The organism is Rhodoferax sp. U2-2l (genome assembly GCF_020594515.1).
Classification (GTDB): Bacteria; Pseudomonadota; Gammaproteobacteria; order Burkholderiales; family Burkholderiaceae_C; genus Rhodoferax.
This window is the reverse complement of record NZ_JAJCTH010000022.1, coordinates 18824-35306: the sequence shown is the minus strand read 5'-3', so window position 1 is coordinate 35306 and position 16483 is coordinate 18824. Positions and strand designations below refer to the sequence as shown.

24 protein-coding genes and 1 tRNA gene are annotated in these 16483 nt (G+C 57.7%); 24 read left to right on the top strand and 1 reads right to left on the bottom strand.

Going from position 1 to position 16483, the window contains the following annotated elements; all coding sequences use genetic code 11:
* The first annotated feature begins 48 nt into the window (after nt 1-48).
* The 4 genes from recG to LHU53_RS17895 all read left to right on the top strand — a co-directional run bounded on the left by recG (nt 49) and on the right by LHU53_RS17895 (nt 4540).
* Nucleotides 49-2190, top strand: a complete 2142-nt coding sequence (recG, locus tag LHU53_RS17910) for an ATP-dependent DNA helicase RecG (RefSeq protein ID WP_227334152.1) — start codon at nt 49-51, stop codon at nt 2188-2190.
* A 67-nt stretch (nt 2191-2257) separates the two neighbouring features.
* On the top strand, nt 2258-3211 hold the full coding sequence (locus LHU53_RS17905) for a LysR substrate-binding domain-containing protein (RefSeq protein ID WP_227334151.1): 954 nt from the start codon (nt 2258-2260) through the stop codon (nt 3209-3211).
* A 22-nt stretch (nt 3212-3233) separates the two neighbouring features.
* Nucleotides 3234-4100, top strand: coding sequence for a 4-hydroxybenzoate octaprenyltransferase (gene ubiA, locus LHU53_RS17900; RefSeq protein WP_227334150.1), 867 nt, complete (start codon nt 3234-3236; stop codon nt 4098-4100).
* Nucleotides 4101-4159: 59 nt separating this feature from the next.
* Nucleotides 4160-4540: a diacylglycerol kinase gene (locus LHU53_RS17895; protein ID WP_227334149.1), complete on the top strand. Its 381-nt coding sequence runs from the start codon at nt 4160-4162 to the stop codon at nt 4538-4540.
* Nucleotide 4541: 1 nt separating this feature from the next.
* Here the strand turns inward: LHU53_RS17895 and proC are convergent, their stop codons facing one another.
* Nucleotides 4542-5357 (bottom strand): pyrroline-5-carboxylate reductase, encoded by an 816-nt coding sequence (proC, locus tag LHU53_RS17890; protein ID WP_227334148.1) that lies wholly within the window; start codon nt 5355-5357, stop codon nt 4542-4544.
* Between the two features lie 234 nt (nt 5358-5591).
* On the opposite strand from proC, the gene LHU53_RS17885 reads away from it, so the two are divergent.
* From LHU53_RS17885 to LHU53_RS17790, 20 genes are all read left to right on the top strand, one after another.
* A complete protein-coding gene (locus LHU53_RS17885) occupies nt 5592-7205 on the top strand; it encodes a glycerol-3-phosphate dehydrogenase/oxidase (RefSeq protein WP_227334147.1) in 1614 nt (537 codons plus the stop codon).
* A gap of 170 nt (nt 7206-7375) precedes the next feature.
* Nucleotides 7376-7744: a 50S ribosomal protein L14 gene (gene rplN, locus LHU53_RS17880; RefSeq protein ID WP_075585457.1), complete on the top strand. Its 369-nt coding sequence runs from the start codon at nt 7376-7378 to the stop codon at nt 7742-7744.
* Nucleotides 7745-7753: 9 nt separating this feature from the next.
* On the top strand, nt 7754-8074 hold the full coding sequence (gene rplX / locus LHU53_RS17875) for a 50S ribosomal protein L24 (RefSeq protein WP_227334146.1): 321 nt from the start codon (nt 7754-7756) through the stop codon (nt 8072-8074).
* A 2-nt stretch (nt 8075-8076) separates the two neighbouring features.
* Nucleotides 8077-8616 carry a 50S ribosomal protein L5 gene (gene rplE / locus LHU53_RS17870; protein ID WP_227334145.1) on the top strand — a complete coding sequence of 180 codons (540 nt, stop codon included), beginning with the start codon at nt 8077-8079 and terminating at the stop codon, nt 8614-8616.
* Nucleotides 8617-8624: 8 nt separating this feature from the next.
* Nucleotides 8625-8930, top strand: coding sequence for a 30S ribosomal protein S14 (gene rpsN / locus LHU53_RS17865; protein ID WP_227334144.1), 306 nt, complete (start codon nt 8625-8627; stop codon nt 8928-8930).
* An 18-nt stretch (nt 8931-8948) separates the two neighbouring features.
* Nucleotides 8949-9344, top strand: a complete 396-nt coding sequence (gene rpsH / locus LHU53_RS17860; RefSeq protein ID WP_227334143.1) for a 30S ribosomal protein S8 — start codon at nt 8949-8951, stop codon at nt 9342-9344.
* Between the two features lie 26 nt (nt 9345-9370).
* Nucleotides 9371-9904 (top strand): 50S ribosomal protein L6, encoded by a 534-nt coding sequence (rplF, locus tag LHU53_RS17855; RefSeq protein ID WP_227334142.1) that lies wholly within the window; start codon nt 9371-9373, stop codon nt 9902-9904.
* Nucleotides 9905-9915: 11 nt separating this feature from the next.
* On the top strand, nt 9916-10281 hold the full coding sequence (gene rplR, locus LHU53_RS17850) for a 50S ribosomal protein L18 (RefSeq protein ID WP_227334141.1): 366 nt from the start codon (nt 9916-9918) through the stop codon (nt 10279-10281).
* A 17-nt stretch (nt 10282-10298) separates the two neighbouring features.
* Nucleotides 10299-10823: a 30S ribosomal protein S5 gene (gene rpsE / locus LHU53_RS17845; protein ID WP_227334140.1), complete on the top strand. Its 525-nt coding sequence runs from the start codon at nt 10299-10301 to the stop codon at nt 10821-10823.
* A gap of 13 nt (nt 10824-10836) precedes the next feature.
* Nucleotides 10837-11019: a 50S ribosomal protein L30 gene (rpmD, locus tag LHU53_RS17840; RefSeq protein WP_078365254.1), complete on the top strand. Its 183-nt coding sequence runs from the start codon at nt 10837-10839 to the stop codon at nt 11017-11019.
* Nucleotides 11020-11029: 10 nt separating this feature from the next.
* The gene (gene rplO, locus LHU53_RS17835) at nt 11030-11461 is read left to right on the top strand and encodes a 50S ribosomal protein L15 (RefSeq protein WP_227334139.1); all 432 of its coding nucleotides are present in this window, start codon (nt 11030-11032) and stop codon (nt 11459-11461) included.
* A 23-nt stretch (nt 11462-11484) separates the two neighbouring features.
* Nucleotides 11485-12795 carry a preprotein translocase subunit SecY gene (secY, locus tag LHU53_RS17830; protein WP_227334138.1) on the top strand — a complete coding sequence of 437 codons (1311 nt, stop codon included), beginning with the start codon at nt 11485-11487 and terminating at the stop codon, nt 12793-12795.
* An 11-nt stretch (nt 12796-12806) separates the two neighbouring features.
* Nucleotides 12807-13025, top strand: a complete 219-nt coding sequence (infA, locus tag LHU53_RS17825; protein ID WP_223907181.1) for a translation initiation factor IF-1 — start codon at nt 12807-12809, stop codon at nt 13023-13025.
* A gap of 34 nt (nt 13026-13059) precedes the next feature.
* The gene (rpmJ, locus tag LHU53_RS17820) at nt 13060-13173 is read left to right on the top strand and encodes a 50S ribosomal protein L36 (RefSeq protein ID WP_012348927.1); all 114 of its coding nucleotides are present in this window, start codon (nt 13060-13062) and stop codon (nt 13171-13173) included.
* Between the two features lie 24 nt (nt 13174-13197).
* Nucleotides 13198-13563, top strand: coding sequence for a 30S ribosomal protein S13 (rpsM, locus tag LHU53_RS17815; protein WP_227334137.1), 366 nt, complete (start codon nt 13198-13200; stop codon nt 13561-13563).
* An 18-nt stretch (nt 13564-13581) separates the two neighbouring features.
* Nucleotides 13582-13986, top strand: a complete 405-nt coding sequence (rpsK, locus tag LHU53_RS17810; RefSeq protein ID WP_227334136.1) for a 30S ribosomal protein S11 — start codon at nt 13582-13584, stop codon at nt 13984-13986.
* A gap of 77 nt (nt 13987-14063) precedes the next feature.
* Nucleotides 14064-14687, top strand: coding sequence for a 30S ribosomal protein S4 (gene rpsD / locus LHU53_RS17805; RefSeq protein WP_227334135.1), 624 nt, complete (start codon nt 14064-14066; stop codon nt 14685-14687).
* 97 nt (nt 14688-14784) lie between these two features.
* Nucleotides 14785-15774 (top strand): DNA-directed RNA polymerase subunit alpha, encoded by a 990-nt coding sequence (gene rpoA, locus LHU53_RS17800; RefSeq protein WP_227334134.1) that lies wholly within the window; start codon nt 14785-14787, stop codon nt 15772-15774.
* A 61-nt stretch (nt 15775-15835) separates the two neighbouring features.
* Nucleotides 15836-16228, top strand: a complete 393-nt coding sequence (gene rplQ, locus LHU53_RS17795) for a 50S ribosomal protein L17 (protein ID WP_227334133.1) — start codon at nt 15836-15838, stop codon at nt 16226-16228.
* Nucleotides 16229-16246: 18 nt separating this feature from the next.
* A tRNA-Met gene (locus LHU53_RS17790) sits at nt 16247-16323 on the top strand.
* The last annotated feature ends 160 nt before the right edge of the window (nt 16324-16483 follow it).

The following is a 16483-nucleotide window of genomic DNA, read 5'->3' as shown; positions in this document are numbered from 1 at the left end:
GAGTGCACGGGGCCATAGCGGCACTTGCAGCGCGTGCAAAATCAGCACATGCCCAAGCCGTCCGTCACCTCTGCCAACGCGCCGCCGACCAAGCCGCTGAGCGGCCCGCAGAAAGCCCTGCGCAAGCTGGGTCTGGATCGGCCGATTGACCTGGCACTGCATCTGCCGCTGCGTTACGAGGACGAGACCCGCCTGGTCAAACTGCGTGATGTGCGTGAGGGGGAGTTGGCCCAGGTCGAAGGCACGGTGCGCCACAGCGAGGTCAGAATCACCGGTAGCCGCCAGCTGCTGGTCACGCTGGACGACGGCACCGGCACCTGTCTGCTGCGGTTTTTCACTTTTTACCCCTCGCAGCAGAAGGCCCTGGCGGTGGGCAGCCAGATCCGGGTGCGGGGTGAAATCCGCGGTGGTTTTGCCGGGCTGACGATGATGCACCCGACGTTTAAACCTGCTGGTGGGCCACTGGCCACCGCGTTGACGCCGGTGTACCCGACGGTGGCCGGTTTGCCCCAGGCCTACCTGCGCCGCGCCGTGGACGCCGGGTTGGCGCGTGCCGAGTTGGTCGACACCATTCCCTCCGTCTATTTGAGCCAAATTGGCCTGCAGCCCAAGTGGAATATGCGTCAATTGCTCTCTTTTTTGCACCACCCGACGCCCGACGTGACACTGGCCGCGCTGCAGGACCACAGCCACCCGGCCTGGCAGCGGCTCAAGGCCGAGGAGTTGCTGGCGCAGCAACTCTCGCAATTGCAGGCCAAACGCGAGCGCGCGGTCTTGCGCGCACCCGCGCTGACAACGGACGATACGCTTTCTTGTCCCCCTCTCCCCCCGGGAGAGGGTAGGGGTGAGGGCCACCCCGCGCGCCAGCCGCTGTATGAGCGCCTGCTGGCGACCTTGCCTTTTGAGCTGACCAGCGCCCAGCGCCGCGTCTGTGAAGAAATCACCCATGACCTGCACCAGACCGTGCCCATGCACCGCCTGTTGCAAGGTGATGTCGGTTCCGGCAAAACCGTGGTGGCGGCATTGGCGGCCGCGGTGTGTATCGACGCCGGTTGGCAGTGTGCGCTGATGGCGCCCACCGAAATTTTGGCGACACAACACTTTGCCAAACTGGTGGGCTGGCTGCACCCACTGGGCATCACCGTGGCCTGGCTCACCGGCAGCCAGAAGGCCAAAGAGCGGCGCGAGATGCTGGCGCTGATTGCCAGTGGACAGGCGCAGCTGGTGGTGGGCACCCATGCAATCATCCAGGACAAGGTGCAATTCCACCGGCTGGCGCTGGCCATCATCGACGAGCAGCACCGCTTTGGTGTGGCCCAGCGCCTGGCCCTGCGTGGCAAGCTGGTCGATGCGCTGGAACCTCATTTATTGATGATGACCGCCACACCGATCCCGCGCACGCTGGCCATGAGTTATTACGCCGATCTGGACGTGTCCACCATCGACGAGCTGCCCCCAGGGCGCACACCGATCATCACCAAGGTGGTCAACGACGCCCGCCGCGATGAGGTGGTGGCACGCATCCGGGGCCAGATTGCCGAGGGGCGGCAGATTTACTGGGTCTGCCCGCTGATCGAGGAGAGTGAGGCGCTGGACCTGCGCAACGCCACCGAGACCCATGCTCAGCTCAGCGCCGCGCTGCCCGGGGTGATGGTGGGCCTGCTGCATTCCCGCATGCCGGTGGCCGAGAAGCGGGCGGTGATGGGCCTGTTCACCGGCGGCCAGATGGGTGTGCTGGTCAGTACCACGGTGATCGAGGTCGGGGTGGACGTGCCCAATGCCAGCCTGATGGTGATCGAACATGCCGAGCGTTTCGGCCTGAGCCAATTGCACCAGCTGCGCGGCCGGGTCGGGCGCGGCGCGGCAGCATCCGCCTGTGTTCTGCTGTACTCCACCGGCGATGCACCCCGCCTGAGCGAAACCGCACGTGAGCGGCTGCGCGCCATGGCCGAGAGCAACGACGGCTTCGAGATCGCCCGGCGTGATCTCGAGATCCGCGGCCCGGGTGAGTTCATGGGTGCGCGCCAGTCGGGCGCGGCGCTCTTACGATTTGCCGATGTGGTGGCTGACGCAGGCCTGCTGGCCTGGGCGCGCGAGCTGGCGCCCCTGATGCTCGACCAGCACCCGGCACTGGCAGCGCAGCATGTGTTGCGCTGGCTCGGTGGCAAGGCCGAGTTTCTGAAGGCCTGAGTGCGGGCCGCCCTGCCTGTTGATCCAGCCCAAAACCAAGCGACGGTTCTGATAAGACAATAGCGCCATGACCCTGACTGAACTCAAATACATCGTGGCGGTGGCACGAGAGCGCCACTTTGGCAAAGCTGCCGAGGCCTGTTATGTGTCGCAACCGACCCTGTCGGTGGCGGTGAAGAAGCTCGAAGAAGAACTGGATGTGAAGCTGTTTGAGCGCAGCGCCAACGAGGTGTCGGTCACCGCGCTTGGTGAGGCCATCGTGCGCCAGGCGCAAAGTGTGCTGGAGCAGGCCGCCGCGATCAAAGAGATCGCCAAGCGCGGCCAAAACCCGTTGGCCGGTGCGCTGACCCTGGGCGTGATCTACACCATCAGCCCCTATTTGTTGCCTGCGCTGGTGCGCCAGGTGATTGAGCACACGCCCGAGATGCCCTTGATGCTGCAGGAGAACTTCACCGTCAAGCTGCTGGAGATGCTGCGCACCGGCGAGATTGACTGTGTCATCCTGGCGGAGCCCTTTCCCGACGCCGGGCTGGCGCTGGCGCCGCTGTACGACGAGCCCTTCATGGCAGCCGTGCCCACCCACCACCCGCTGGCCAGCCAGGGCAGTGTGACCAGTGAGCAGCTCAAGAACGAGACCATGCTGCTGCTGGGTGCGGGCCATTGTTTTCGCGACCATGTGCTGGAAGTCTGCCCCGAGTTCGCGCGTTTTTCGGCCAATGCCGAAGGCATCCGCAAAAGTTTTGAGGGCTCGTCGCTGGAAACCATCAAACACATGGTGGCGGCTGGCATGGGTGTCACCCTGGTGCCGCGCCTGAGTGTGCCCAAGGAGGCGCTGGAGCCCAGCTCCAAGCGCAAGCGCGACGAAGAGCCGTTCATCAAATACCTGCCGTTTGCGGGTGACCCGCCAACACGCCGGGTGGTGCTGGCCTGGCGGCGCAGTTTCACCCGCTACGAGGCGATTGCCGCGCTGCGCAACGCCATTTATGCCTGCGAATTGCCCGGTGTCACGCGGCTTTCCTGAACCAGTTGAAGAGGGTGTGCGAGTGAGTTTTCTGCAGAAGAAGTTGAGTCTTTACCTGGATCTGATCCGCTGGAGTCGGCCTGCGGGCTGGCTGCTGTTGTTGTGGCCCACCCTGGGTGCATTGTGGGTGGCGGCGGGCGGCTTTCCCGGCTGGCATTTGTTGGCGGTGTTTGTGGCGGGCACGGTGTTGATGCGCAGCGCGGGTTGCTGCATCAACGATGTGGCTGACCGCGAGTTTGACCGGCACGTCAAACGCACCGCCAACCGGCCGGTCACCAGCGGGGTCGTGTCGGTGAAAGAGGCGCTGGGCGTGGGTGCGGTGCTGGCGCTGGTGGCGTTTGCGCTGGTGCTGACCACCAATGGGCTCACGGTGGCGCTGTCGTTTGCCGCGCTGGCGGTGACCTTGATTTACCCGTACGCCAAGCGCTGGGTGTCGATGCCGCAGGCGGTGCTGGGCGTGGCGTTTGGCATGGGGATTCCGATGGCGTTTGCCGCGGTGCAAGGCCAGGTGCCGACGCTGGCCTGGGTGCTGATGCTGGGCAATCTGGCCTGGGTGCTGGCCTACGACACCGAATACGCCATGGTGGACCGCGACGATGACCTGAAGATCGGCATCAAAACCTCGGCCATCACGCTGGGCCGGTTCGACGTGCCAGCGGTGGTGGTGTTCTACCTGATCTTCATCGTGCTTTGGACTCTGGCGTTGCGACCCGAGGGGCTGGGCGCGATCTACATGGTGGGGATCGGCCTGGCGCTGGCGCAGGTGGTGTGGCATTTCACCCTGATCCGTGGGCGCAGCCGGGACGGCTGTTTCAAGGCGTTCCGGCTTAATCACTGGCTGGGGGCCACCGTGTTTGCCGGGGTGATGCTGGGCTACGCGCTGCGTTGATTGACCCGCTCAGCCGATCTGTCACGTCGCCAACCAACGAACCCACCCGGACATCTCGCATGCAAGACTCTGCAGAAACCGCCTTCAAGGGCAAAACCGGCTGGCGCCGGATTGTGAGCGCTGCGGGGTATTCCGTGGACGGCTTGAAGGCCGCCTGGTCGGGTGAGGCGGCCTTTCGCCAGGTCTGCCTGCTGGCTGCCATTGGGGTGGCTGTGATGCTGTGGCTGCCGTTGCCAGCGCTGTCGCGCATGGTCCTGGTTTTTGCCCACCTGTTCAGCATCGTGGTGGAGTTGCTCAACTCTGCCGTGGAGGCGGCGGTGGATCACACCTCGCTTGAGCGGCACCCGCTGGCCAAGCGCGCCAAGGATCTGGGCAGTGCGGCCCAGATGGTCAGCCTGGTGATCATCGCCCTGGTGTGGGGCTTGGCCTTGCTGGGGTAACTCAGGCCGCGCCGAATTCGTTGCCGAGTTTTTTGGCGCGCTCGCGGGCGGCGTACATGGCATCGATGAACAGGGCGCGCACGTCGTTGTCTTCCATGCTGGCAATGGCCGCAGCCGTGGTACCGCCTTTGGAGGTGACGCGCTGACGCAGCACCTGAGGTGATTCAGCCGAGGTCTTGGCCAGCCCACTGGCACCGGCGAACGTGGCCACAGCCAGCTGGTGCGCCTGTTCGCGGCTCAAACCCATCTCGGTGCCGGCCATGGTCATGGCTTCCATGAAATAGAACACATAGGCCGGGCCGGAGCCCGACAGTGCGGTGACCACGTCCAGCTGGTCTTCGGCGTCCATCCAGAGAAACTCGCCCGTGGTGGCCATCACCTGCTCAACGCGTGCCCGGTCTGCCGCCGAGGCACCTGCGCGGGCAAACAGCCCGCTGATGCCCTGGCCCACCAGCGCGGGCGTGTTGGGCATGGCACGCACGATGCGGTCGCTGCCCAGCCATGCGGCCATGCTGTCGGTGCGAATGCCGGCCGCCACACTCAGGTGCAGCGCATGCGCCGTGAAAGGCGCCGTGGCCAGAGCCGCGTCCTTGAAGGTTTGCGGTTTGACCGCCCACACCACGAGGCCGGCAGCGGTCAGGGCGTCGCTGGCTTGCGCTTGCGCAGTCACGTCAAAACTCTTCAGCAGCTGGTCACGCGTGTCCGCCGAGGGCTCGACCACGTCGATGTTTTGCGGTGACACGCCCTGTTGGATCAGTCCGCCGATGATGGCTTGGGCCATGTTGCCGCCGCCAATAAATGCAATGCGCTCGCTCATAGTGGTGTGCGGTTCCAGACCGCTTGTCAATTGTGAAAGCGCCGAGTCTAATCAATTGCGCTGACAACCTGTCAATTTTTCGTTACACTTGGTCTGAGGCATCGCATGCGCGAGCCCGACATGGGGCCGCCAAGGTGTTAGCGGGCGTCACGGCGGGGATCTGGCTGGGTGCCAAGTCCAGCGCATGGATCTGGCGAATAATGCAGGCGTTCATTGTCCTCATTCACGCCAAGCATGCCCACTTTACCGTCGCCCTTGCCCACCCACCGTGCCGATCTGCTGCAGCGCCTGGGACAGCCGGAGCCATACGACATCGCCATCGTGGGTGGTGGTGCGACCGGCCTGGGCGTGGCGCTGGACGCCGCCGCACGCGGCCTGCGCGTGGTGTTGATCGATTCGCACGACTTCGCCGAAGGCACCTCATCGCGCTCGACCAAGCTGGTGCACGGTGGTGTGCGTTATCTCGGGCAGGGCAATATCGCCCTGGTGCAAGAGGCGCTGCACGAGCGCACGCTGCTGTTGAAGAATGCGCCGTATCTGGCGCAACCCCTGCCGTTTGTTTTGCCTGCTTACAACTGGTGGGAGCTGCCGTTTTACGGCACCGGGCTGAAGATGTACGACGTGCTGGCCGGGCGCGCGGGTTTGGGGCACACCGAGCTGCTGAGCCGCGCGCAAACGCTCAGACACCTGCCGACCTTGCGCCCGCTAGGCCTGAAAGGTGGCATCAAATACTGGGACGGGCAATTCAACGACGCCCGTCTGGCCATCGTGCTGGCGCGCACGGCGGCCGCCCACGGCGCGCTGCTGGTCAACTATTGCCGCGCTACCGAGTTGATGTACGAACACGGCAAAGTGTCTGGGGTGGTAGGTCAAGATCAGTTGTCAGGCCAGCTTTTTCACATCCGCAGCCGCTGCGTGGTGAATGCGACCGGTGTCTGGGTGGACGAGTTGCGTCAGAAAGACGGTGCCGCGGTGCCAGGAAGCGCGGGTGGTGCGACTCAACCCATGGTGGCGCCCAGCCAAGGTATTCATATGGTGGTGGATCGCAGTTTTCTGGATGCCAAGGTGGCGCTGATGGTGCCCAAAACGGAGGACGGCCGGGTTTTGTTTGCCGTGCCCTGGCTGGGCAAGGTCATCCTGGGAACCACCGATACACCGCGCCATGATTTGTCCCGCACGCCGCTGCCGTTTGCCGAAGAAGTCGACTTCATCCTGCGCGAATCGGCCCGTTATCTGCGCCGGGCACCATCGCGCTCAGATGTTAAAAGTGTTTGGGTTGGCCTGCGCCCGCTGGTCAAACCGGTGCAGGATGACGGCAACAACACCAAGGCGTTGAGCCGCGAGCACACCATTGTGGTCAGTCGCAGTGGCCTGGTGACCGTGACGGGTGGCAAGTGGACGACCTACCGCGCGATGGCCGAAGATGTGCTCGAAAAGTGTGCGCAACAACGCCTGATAACGCCGGGCAAGCGCGGTCTAACTGCTGGCTTGCGTTTGGTGGGGGTGAGTACCACCGATGCGGTTCGGTCAATGGCAGATGAGCCGGGTTGGCATTCCTATGGTTCGGAGCAGGCCTACATCCAGTCGCTGCCCGGTGCAGACGATGAACTCAGTCGAGGTTTCACGCAAGCCATGGTGCGTTTTGCCGCCCGCCATGAATACGCGATGACAGTCGAAGACGTGCTGGCACGCCGTTCGCGCCTGCTGTTTCTGGATGCACGCCTGGCCAGCGAACTGGCACTACGGGTGGGAGAAGTTTTGCAAACCGAAACGGGCGTCGATCCCCAAGTGGACGCCTTCAAAGCGCTGGCGATGCAATATTTGCTGAAATCCAGCAAAAACATTTGACCTGCCTCTGCTTTTGGTGCATAATGCAGGGCTTCGCTTGAAAAAGTACGAAGTGTCTGCCCAAAGCTGACGGTGTGAGTGGTTCACGCCGAGTGCAACGGGCCCAAGACTGACTGGCAAGACATTTGCGTTGTGCAAATGAATTTCTGGTGCAAGTTGGGAATAAACAAATGATCCAAACCGAATCTCGACTCGAAGTCGCCGACAACACCGGCGCGAAGTCCGTTCTGTGCATCAAGGTGCTGGGCGGATCCAAGCGTCGCTACGCCAGCGTTGGCGACATTATCAAAGTGAGCATCAAAGAAGCTGCGCCGCGTGGACGCGTCAAAAAAGGCGATGTTTACAGTGCTGTGGTGGTTCGCACTGCCAAGGGCATCCGTCGCAGTGATGGCTCGCTGGTCAAGTTTGACGGCAATGCTGCCGTGCTGCTCAATGCCAAGTTGGAGCCGATTGGCACCCGCATCTTTGGACCGGTGACGCGTGAGTTGCGCACTGAAAAGTTCATGAAGATCGTGTCCTTGGCCCCTGAAGTTTTGTAAGGACATCTCATGAACAAAATTCGCAAAGGCGACGATGTCATCGTGCTCACCGGGCGCGATAAAGGCAAGCGCGGCAAAGTGTCGCTGCGCACAGACGACGCTCACCTTGTGGTGGACGGTGTCAACACGGTCAAGAAGCATGCCAAGCCCAACCCGATGAAGGGTGAGGCTGGTGGTATTGTTGAAAAAACCATGCCGATCCATCAGTCCAATGTGGCCATCTTTAATGCGGCAACAGGCAAGGCTGATCGGGTTGGTATCAAGACGCAGGCTGATGGCAAACGTGTACGCGTTTACAAGTCCAGCGGCGAAGAAATCAAGGTGGCATGAACATGGCTCGTTTGCAACAACTCTATCGCGAAAAATTGGCGCCTGAACTGGTGGCCAAGTTTGGTTACAAGTCGCCCATGGAAGTGCCTCGCCTGACCAAGATCACCTTGAACATGGGTGTGAGTGAAGCGGTCGCTGACAAAAAAGTGATGGATCACGCTGTGTCTGATTTGACAAAGATTGCAGGTCAAAAGCCTGTGGTGACGATGTCCAAGAAGGCGATTGCGGGTTTCAAGATCCGTGAGAACCAGGCTATTGGTTGCATGGTGACGTTGCGCGGTGCGCAAATGTATGAATTCCTGGATCGCTTTGTCACTGTGGCTCTGCCGCGTGTTCGCGACTTCCGTGGTATTTCCGGTCGGTCTTTTGATGGCCGCGGCAACTACAACATCGGCGTCAAAGAGCAGATCATTTTCCCTGAGATTGAGTATGACAAGGTTGATGCCTTGCGCGGCCTCAACATCAGCATCACAACAACGGCCAAAACTGACGACGAGTGCAAAGCACTGCTCGCAGGTTTCCGTTTCCCCTTCAAGAACTGAGGTGATCTGTGGCTAAGATGGCTTTAATCGAGCGCGAGCTCAAGCGAGACAAACTGGTTGCCAAGTATGCCAAGAAGCATGCGGAACTGAAGGCGATCGCTGGCGATGCCAAGCGTACGGACGAAGAGCGTGCTGCTGCTCGTCTCGGCTTGCAAATGTTGCCGCGCAATGCCAACCCAACGCGTCAGCGTAACCGTTGTGCAATCACGGGTCGTCCACGTGGCACCTTTGCACAGTTCGGCTTGGCTCGGGCAAAAATTCGTGAAATGGCCTTTGCTGGGGAAATCCCTGGCATGGTCAAGGCTAGCTGGTAAGCGGCAGGAGACATAGATATGAGTATGAGTGATCCTATTGCCGATCTGTTGACGCGCATTCGCAATGCGCAGATGGTTGCCAAGACGTCTGTTCGCGTGCCTTCCTCCAAGGTGAAGGTGGCGATTTCCCAAGTCCTGAAGGACGAAGGTTATATCGATGACTTCAAGGTCAATACGGTTGATGGCAAGCAAGAGCTTGAAATCTCCCTCAAGTACTACGCCGGTCGCCCGGTGATTGAGCGCATTGAGCGCGTCAGTCGCCCTGGTTTGCGTGTGTATCGTGGCAGCGATGCCATTCCCCAAGTCCAGAACGGGCTGGGTGTCGCCATTGTCACAACACCCAAAGGTGTGATGACTGATCGCAAGGCGCGTGCTACCGGTGTCGGTGGTGAAGTGCTTTGCTACGTCGCCTGATGCGTGACATTTAGGAGTAATAAAACATGTCTCGTATTGGAAAAATGCCGGTTGCCATTCCTGCTGGAGTGGAAGTGGTTTTGTCTGAGCATCAAGTCAGTGTCAAGGGCGCCGGTGGTCTGCTGTCTTTGACCCAAAACAACCTGGTCAAGGTGACCAATGAAGGTGGAAAAATCAGCTTCACCGCGGCCAATGAGTCCCGCGAAGCAGATGCCATGTCGGGTACGTTCCGTCAGTTGGTTAACAACATGGTGGTGGGTGTCAGCAAGGGTTTCGAGAAAAAGCTGACGTTGATTGGCGTGGGTTACAAGGCTCAGGCTCAAGGCAACAAGCTCAATCTGGTGGTGGGTTACTCGCACCCGGTGAACAAGGATATGCCTGAAGGTATCACTGTCGCTACGCCTACACCTACTGAAATATTGATCAAAGGTGCTGACCGTCAGCGTGTCGGTCAGGTGGCTGCTGAGATCCGTGCGATTCGTCCGCCTGAGCCTTACAAAGGCAAAGGCATTCGGTACGCGGACGAAAAAGTCGCGATCAAAGAAACCAAGAAGAAATAAGGAGCTGCACTATGTTGACCAAAAAAGAACAGCGTCTTCGCAGAGCCCGTCAGACTCGTATTCGGATTGCCAATCAGGGTGTTGCCCGTTTGACAGTCAATCGCACCAACTTGCATATCTACGCAAGTGTGATTTCTGGCGACGGATCCAAAGTCATCGCAACGGCTTCCACAGCCGAGGCCGAAGTTCGTCAGTCCTTGGGTGGTTCTGGCAAAGGCGGTAACGTGGCTGCCGCACAAGTGATTGGTAAGCGTGTGGCTGAAAAAGCCAAGGCTGCCGGTGTCGAGAAAGTTGCCTTTGATCGGGCAGGGTTTGCGTACCACGGCCGCGTCAAAGCGTTGGCTGATGCGGCACGCGAAGCTGGCTTGCAGTTCTAAGCAGATCGGAAATTAAGATGGCTAAAGTACAAGCGAAGATGCAGGGTAAGGCTGAGGGTCCTGAGGACGGTTTGCGCGAGAAAATGATCGCGATCAACCGGGTGACCAAGGTCGTCAAGGGTGGTCGTATCCTTGGCTTTGCAGCACTCACGGTGGTGGGTGATGGCGACGGCACGGTTGGAATGGGCAAGGGGAAATCCAAGGAAGTTCCCGCTGCTGTGCAGAAGGCGATGGAAGAAGCGCGCCGCAACATGACCAAAGTGGCCTTGAAAAACGGCTCGATTCACCACAAGGTGATGGGTCAGCACGGTGCAGCCTCGGTCATGATGGCCCCGGCTCCCAAGGGAACCGGCATCATTGCCGGCGGTCCGATGCGCGCTGTGTTTGAAGTCGTCGGTATCACCGACATCGTCGCCAAGAGCCACGGCTCCAGCAACCCCTACAACATGGTTCGTGCCACGCTTGACGCGCTGTCGCACGCCACAACGCCATCGGTGGTCGCTGCTAAACGCGGCAAGACTGTCGAAGAGCTGTTTGTCTGATCGGAGATTCCCTATGACAACCGAAAAAAAAGTAACAGTTCAACTGGTACGTAGCCCGATTGGATGCGCTGCATCGCACCGAGCAACCGTCCGTGGGCTGGGTCTTCGCAAGATGCGCAGTACCAGCGAGCTGGTGGATACGCCTGAAGTGCGTGGCATGATTAACAAGATCAGTTACCTGGTCAAGGTGCTCTAAGAGGTTCATGATGGAATTGAATGGCATTAAGCCCGCCGATGGCGCGAAGCATTACAAGCGTCGTGTCGGTCGTGGCATCGGTTCGGGTCTCGGCAAAACTGCCGGTCGCGGACACAAGGGTCAGAAATCACGTGCTGGCGGCTACCACAAGGTTGGCTTTGAAGGCGGTCAGATGCCTATGCAGCGGCGTTTGCCCAAACGTGGTTTCAAATCAGCTTTGTTGAAGTTCAACGGCGAAGTGACGCTGACAGCGCTGAATTTGCTCGATGTTGCTGAGGTCAACCTGGTTGTGCTCAAGCAAGCTGGCTTGGTTGGCGAACTGGTCAAGGTGGTGAAGGTCATCAAGACTGGCGAGATCACCAAGGCTGTCAAGCTGTCGGGTATCGGCGCGACTGCGGCTGCCAAGCTGGCGATTGAAGCCGCTGGTGGGTCGTTGGTTTAATTCAGCTCGCGAGAAAACTGCACGTGGCAACCAGTTCAGCATCCGCAGCGAAAGCAGATAAGTATGGCGACTTGCGTCGCCGACTGATTTTTCTGCTGTTGGCGTTGGTCGTCTACCGGGTAGGCGCACATATTCCGGTGCCAGGTATCGATGCGGCTCAACTGCAACAGTTTTTCAAGGGCCAGCAAGGCGGTATCCTGGGCATGTTCAACATGTTCTCCGGGGGGGCATTGTCCCGTTTTACCATTTTCGCCCTGGGAATCATGCCCTATATTTCTGCATCGATCATTATGCAGCTGATGGGGTATGTTCTTCCTGCCTTTGAGCAGTTGAAGAAAGAGGGCGAGGCTGGTCGGCGAAAAATTACGCAGTACACCCGTTACGGCACGCTGGGTTTGGCGCTGTTTCAGTCACTTGGTATCGCTGTTGCTTTGGAGAGTTCTGCTGGTTTGGTTATCTCTCCAGGTCTTGGTTTCCGGGTAACTGCTGTGGTTTCGCTGACTGCTGGTACCTTGTTCCTCATGTGGTTGGGTGAGCAAATCACTGAGCGTGGACTGGGTAACGGGATATCGATCATTATTTTTGGTGGTATTGCTGCCGGTCTGCCTAGTGCCATCGGTGGGTTGCTGGAACTGGTCAGAACCGGTGCCATGAGCATTATTGCTTCGTTGTTCATCGTTGTTTTGGTCGCACTGGTGACGTACTTCGTAGTTTTTGTGGAACGTGGTCAGCGAAAGATTCTTGTGAATTACGCCCGGCGGCAGGTTGGCAACAAGGTTTATGGCGGTCAGTCCTCCCATTTGCCGCTGAAGCTGAACATGGCTGGTGTGATACCGCCCATCTTCGCTTCATCCATCATCCTGTTGCCTGCGACTGTTGTTGGTTGGTTCAGTGCCGGTGATTCAATGCGCTGGTTGAAGGATATCGCTGGGTCGTTGTCGCCAGGTCAGCCGCTTTATGTCATGTTCTATGCTGCCGCCATTATTTTCTTTTGCTTTTTCTACACTGCACTGGTGTTCAATAGCAAGGAGACGGCGGACAACTTGAAGAAGAGTGGTGCATTTGTGCCCGGTATTCGTCCGGGTGAAAACACCGCCAAGTACATTGACAAGATATTGCTTCGGTTAACTTTTATCGGTGCGATCTATATCACGCTGGTTTGTTTGTTGCCAGAGTTCTTGATCTTGAAGTACAACGTGCCTTTCTATTTCGGTGGAACATCGTTGCTTATTATTGTTGTGGTGACAATGGATTTCATGGCCCAGGTTCAGAACTATCTGATGTCTCAGCAGTATGAATCTTTACTAAAGAAGGCTAATTTCAAGGCTTCTTGAGATGATGATTTATGGCAAAAGATGACGTTATTCAGATGCAGGGTGAGATTGTTGAAAATCTTCCCAATGCGACATTCAGGGTGAAGCTTGAAAATGGACACATCGTGCTGGGTCACATTTCAGGGAAAATGAGGATGCATTACATCCGAATTCTTCCTGGTGACAAAGTCACGGTGGAGTTGACACCTTACGACTTGTCCAGGGCTCGGATTGTGTTCCGCGCAAAATAGGTAACATCAGTTTGAAATTGTTTAGGAGAATGAAATGAAGGTTTCGGCTTCGGTTAAGAAAATTTGCCGTAACTGCAAGATTATTCGGCGCAAGGGTGTTGTTCGCGTGATTTGTACTGATCCGCGTCACAAACAGCGCCAGGGTTAATTGCAAGAGTTATAGAGGAACAAAATGGCACGTATCGCTGGTATCAATATTCCGCCACAAAAGCACTCTGAAATTGGTTTGACAGCCATTTTCGGTGTCGGGCGCAGTCGCGCACGCAAGATCTGTGAAGCCTGTGGGATCGATTACTCCAAGAAGATCAAAGATCTCTCGGATGCAGAGTTGGAGAAGTTGCGCGACGAAGTCGGCAAGTTCACCATTGAAGGTGACTTGCGTCGTGAGACCACGATGAACATCAAACGACTGATGGACATCGGTTGCTACCGTGGTTTCCGCCATCGTCGCGGCTTGCCATTGCGTGGCCAGCGTACGCGCACCAACGCCCGCACCCGCAAGGGTCCGCGCAAGGCCGCACAGTCGCTCAAGAAATAAACTGATTGAAGGATAACCATGGCAAAAGCTCCCGCCAATAACGCTGCGCAACGTGTCCGCAAGAAAGTTCGTAAGAACGTTGCCGACGGAATTGCGCACGTGCATGCATCGTTTAACAACACCATCATCACGATCACTGACAGGCAGGGCAATTCGTTGTCTTGGGCGTCTTCTGGTGGACAGGGTTTCAAGGGTTCACGCAAGTCGACGCCATTTGCCGCACAGGTTGCGTCAGAGGTCGCCGGTCGCGCTGCGATTGAGCAAGGCATCAAGAATCTTGATGTTGAAATCAAAGGTCCAGGGCCTGGTCGCGAGTCGTCTGTCCGCGCACTGGCTGCATTGGGAATCCGGATCAACATGATTGCTGATGTGACGCCTGTCCCGCACAACGGTTGCCGCCCTCAAAAGCGTCGTCGTATCTAAAATTTCCCTCCCAAGCCCACCGCCGCGGTCATGCCGCGGCTCCCGCATTTGCGGAAGATGATTAAAAGGATATTCAAGTGGCACGTTACCTAGGCCCCAAAGCCAAACTCTCTCGCCGTGAAGGCACTGACCTGTTTTTGAAGAGCGCACGTCGCTCTATCGCCGACAAGGCCAAGTTCGACTCCAAGCCCGGCCAACATGGTCGCACCTCTGGCGCCCGCACGTCCGATTTCGGTTTGCAGCTGCGTGAAAAACAAAAAGTCAAGCGCATGTATGGCGTACTGGAAAAGCAGTTCCGCCGCTATTTCGAAGAGGCCGATCGGCGCAAAGGCAACACGGGCTCGAACCTGTTGGCTTTGCTGGAAACGCGGCTCGATAACGTCGTTTATCGCATGGGATTTGGCTCAACACGTGCAGAGGCGCGTCAGTTGGTCTCCCACAAGGCTATTCTGGTGAATGGTAAGCCGGTCAATATCCCGTCGTACATGGTCAAGGTGGGAGATGTCCTCGCCGTGCGTGAAAAATCTGCGAAGCAAAACCGCGTGGTTGAGGCTTTGCAGTTGGCGCAGCAGGTCGGTATGCCCGCTTGGGTTGATGTCAACCTTGAAAAAGCTCAAGGCGTTTTCAAGGCGGTTCCGGATCGGGACCAGTTTGCGGCTGATGTGAACGAGTCGTTGATCGTCGAGTTGTACTCGCGCTAACCCGGTTCTTGGGTTTGAGATGCAGGCCCCTTGGGGCCTCTGTTCGTCTAGTCAGCCTTACCGATGTAACGAGTCGGGGGTATTGAGAGGAAATTTCATGCAAAGTAGTTTGTTAAAGCCAAAGACGGTCCAGGTGGAGCAGCTGTCAGCGCATCGGGCAAAAGTGGTTTTGGAGCCGTTCGAGCGTGGCTATGGGCACACCCTCGGTAATGCCTTGCGTCGTGTGCTGTTATCGTCCATGCCGGGGTATGCGCCCACAGAGGTCACGATTGCGGGTGTGCTGCACGAGTATTCTTCGATTGATGGCGTGCATGAAGATGTTGTCAACATTTTGCTCAACCTGAAGGGCGTTGTTTTCAAGTTGCATAACCGTGATGAAGTGACACTGAGTCTTCGTAAGGATGCTGAAGGTGTTGTCTCTGCGGGTGACATCCAAACGCCCCATGACGTGGAGATTGTCAATCCGGACCATGTGATCGCAAATTTGGCAGCTGGCGGCAAGCTCGATATGCAGATCAAGGTTGAAAAGGGTCGTGGTTACGTACCCGGCACGGTGCGTCGTCACGGCGATGAGTCATCCAAGTCGATTGGGCGTATTGTTCTCGACGCCTCGTTTTCCCCAGTTCGGCGGGTGAGTTACACGGTCGAGAGCGCTCGCGTGGAACAGCGCACCGATCTGGATAAGCTGATTCTTGATATCGAGACCAACGGTGCTATTTCTGCTGAAGACGCAGTCCGTGCATCTGCCAAGATTCTGGTCGAACAACTGGCTGTCTTTGCACAACTCGAAGGCGGTGACATTGATGCCATCGTTTCGCCGTCATCGCGTGGTAACGCGCAGTTTGATCCGGTCTTGTTGCGCCCGGTTGACGAGCTTGAGTTGACGGTTCGGTCGGCTAACTGCCTCAAGGCAGAAAACATTTATTACATCGGTGATCTGATCCAGCGTACGGAGAACGAGTTGTTGAAGACGCCGAACCTGGGACGCAAGTCTCTGAACGAGATCAAGGAAGTTTTGGCTTCGAGAGGCCTGACCCTTGGCATGAAGTTGGAAAGCTGGCCTCCGGCTGCCCTCGAAAAGCGTTGATTCAACGCGCCCCAGGCAGTACCTGATACGGCTGTCTGATATATAAATTAAGGAAATTACCATGCGTCACGGACTTGGATTACGTAAACTCAACCGCACTTCCTCTCATCGGTTGGCGATGCTTCGCAACATGATGAACTCGCTCATTGAGCATGAGGTTATCAAGACAACTTTGCCGAAGGCAAAGGAACTCCGCCGAGTGGTAGAGCCCATGATTACGTTGGCCAAGGAGCCAACCGTTGCGAACCGTCGGTTGGCGTTCGATCGTCTGCGTGATCGTGACAGCGTGGTTAAACTTTTCAACGACCTTGGCCCCCATTTCAAGGCCCGTCCAGGTGGATACACACGAATTTTGAAAATGGGCTATCGCGTTGGTGACAACGCGCCAATGGCCCTTGTTGAACTGGTTGATCGTGGTACTTCGGCGCAGGCGCCTGAAGCAGCTTCGGAATAGGTTATAATCTTTAGATACCGCGCGATGGAGCAGTCTGGTAGCTCGTTGGGCTCATAACCCAAAGGTCGGAGGTTCAAATCCTTCTCGCGCAACCAATCAAATCAAGCACCTAGCTTGAACAAACGCCCACTTCAAGTGGGCGTTTTGCTTTGTAGCCCGAAATAGCCCATCCGTAGCCAAACTGCAACTATTCATCTAATTCTCGATTCAACTTTTGACCATGGGTTCATAGCCTAGTTTCACTTGTTAGAAATC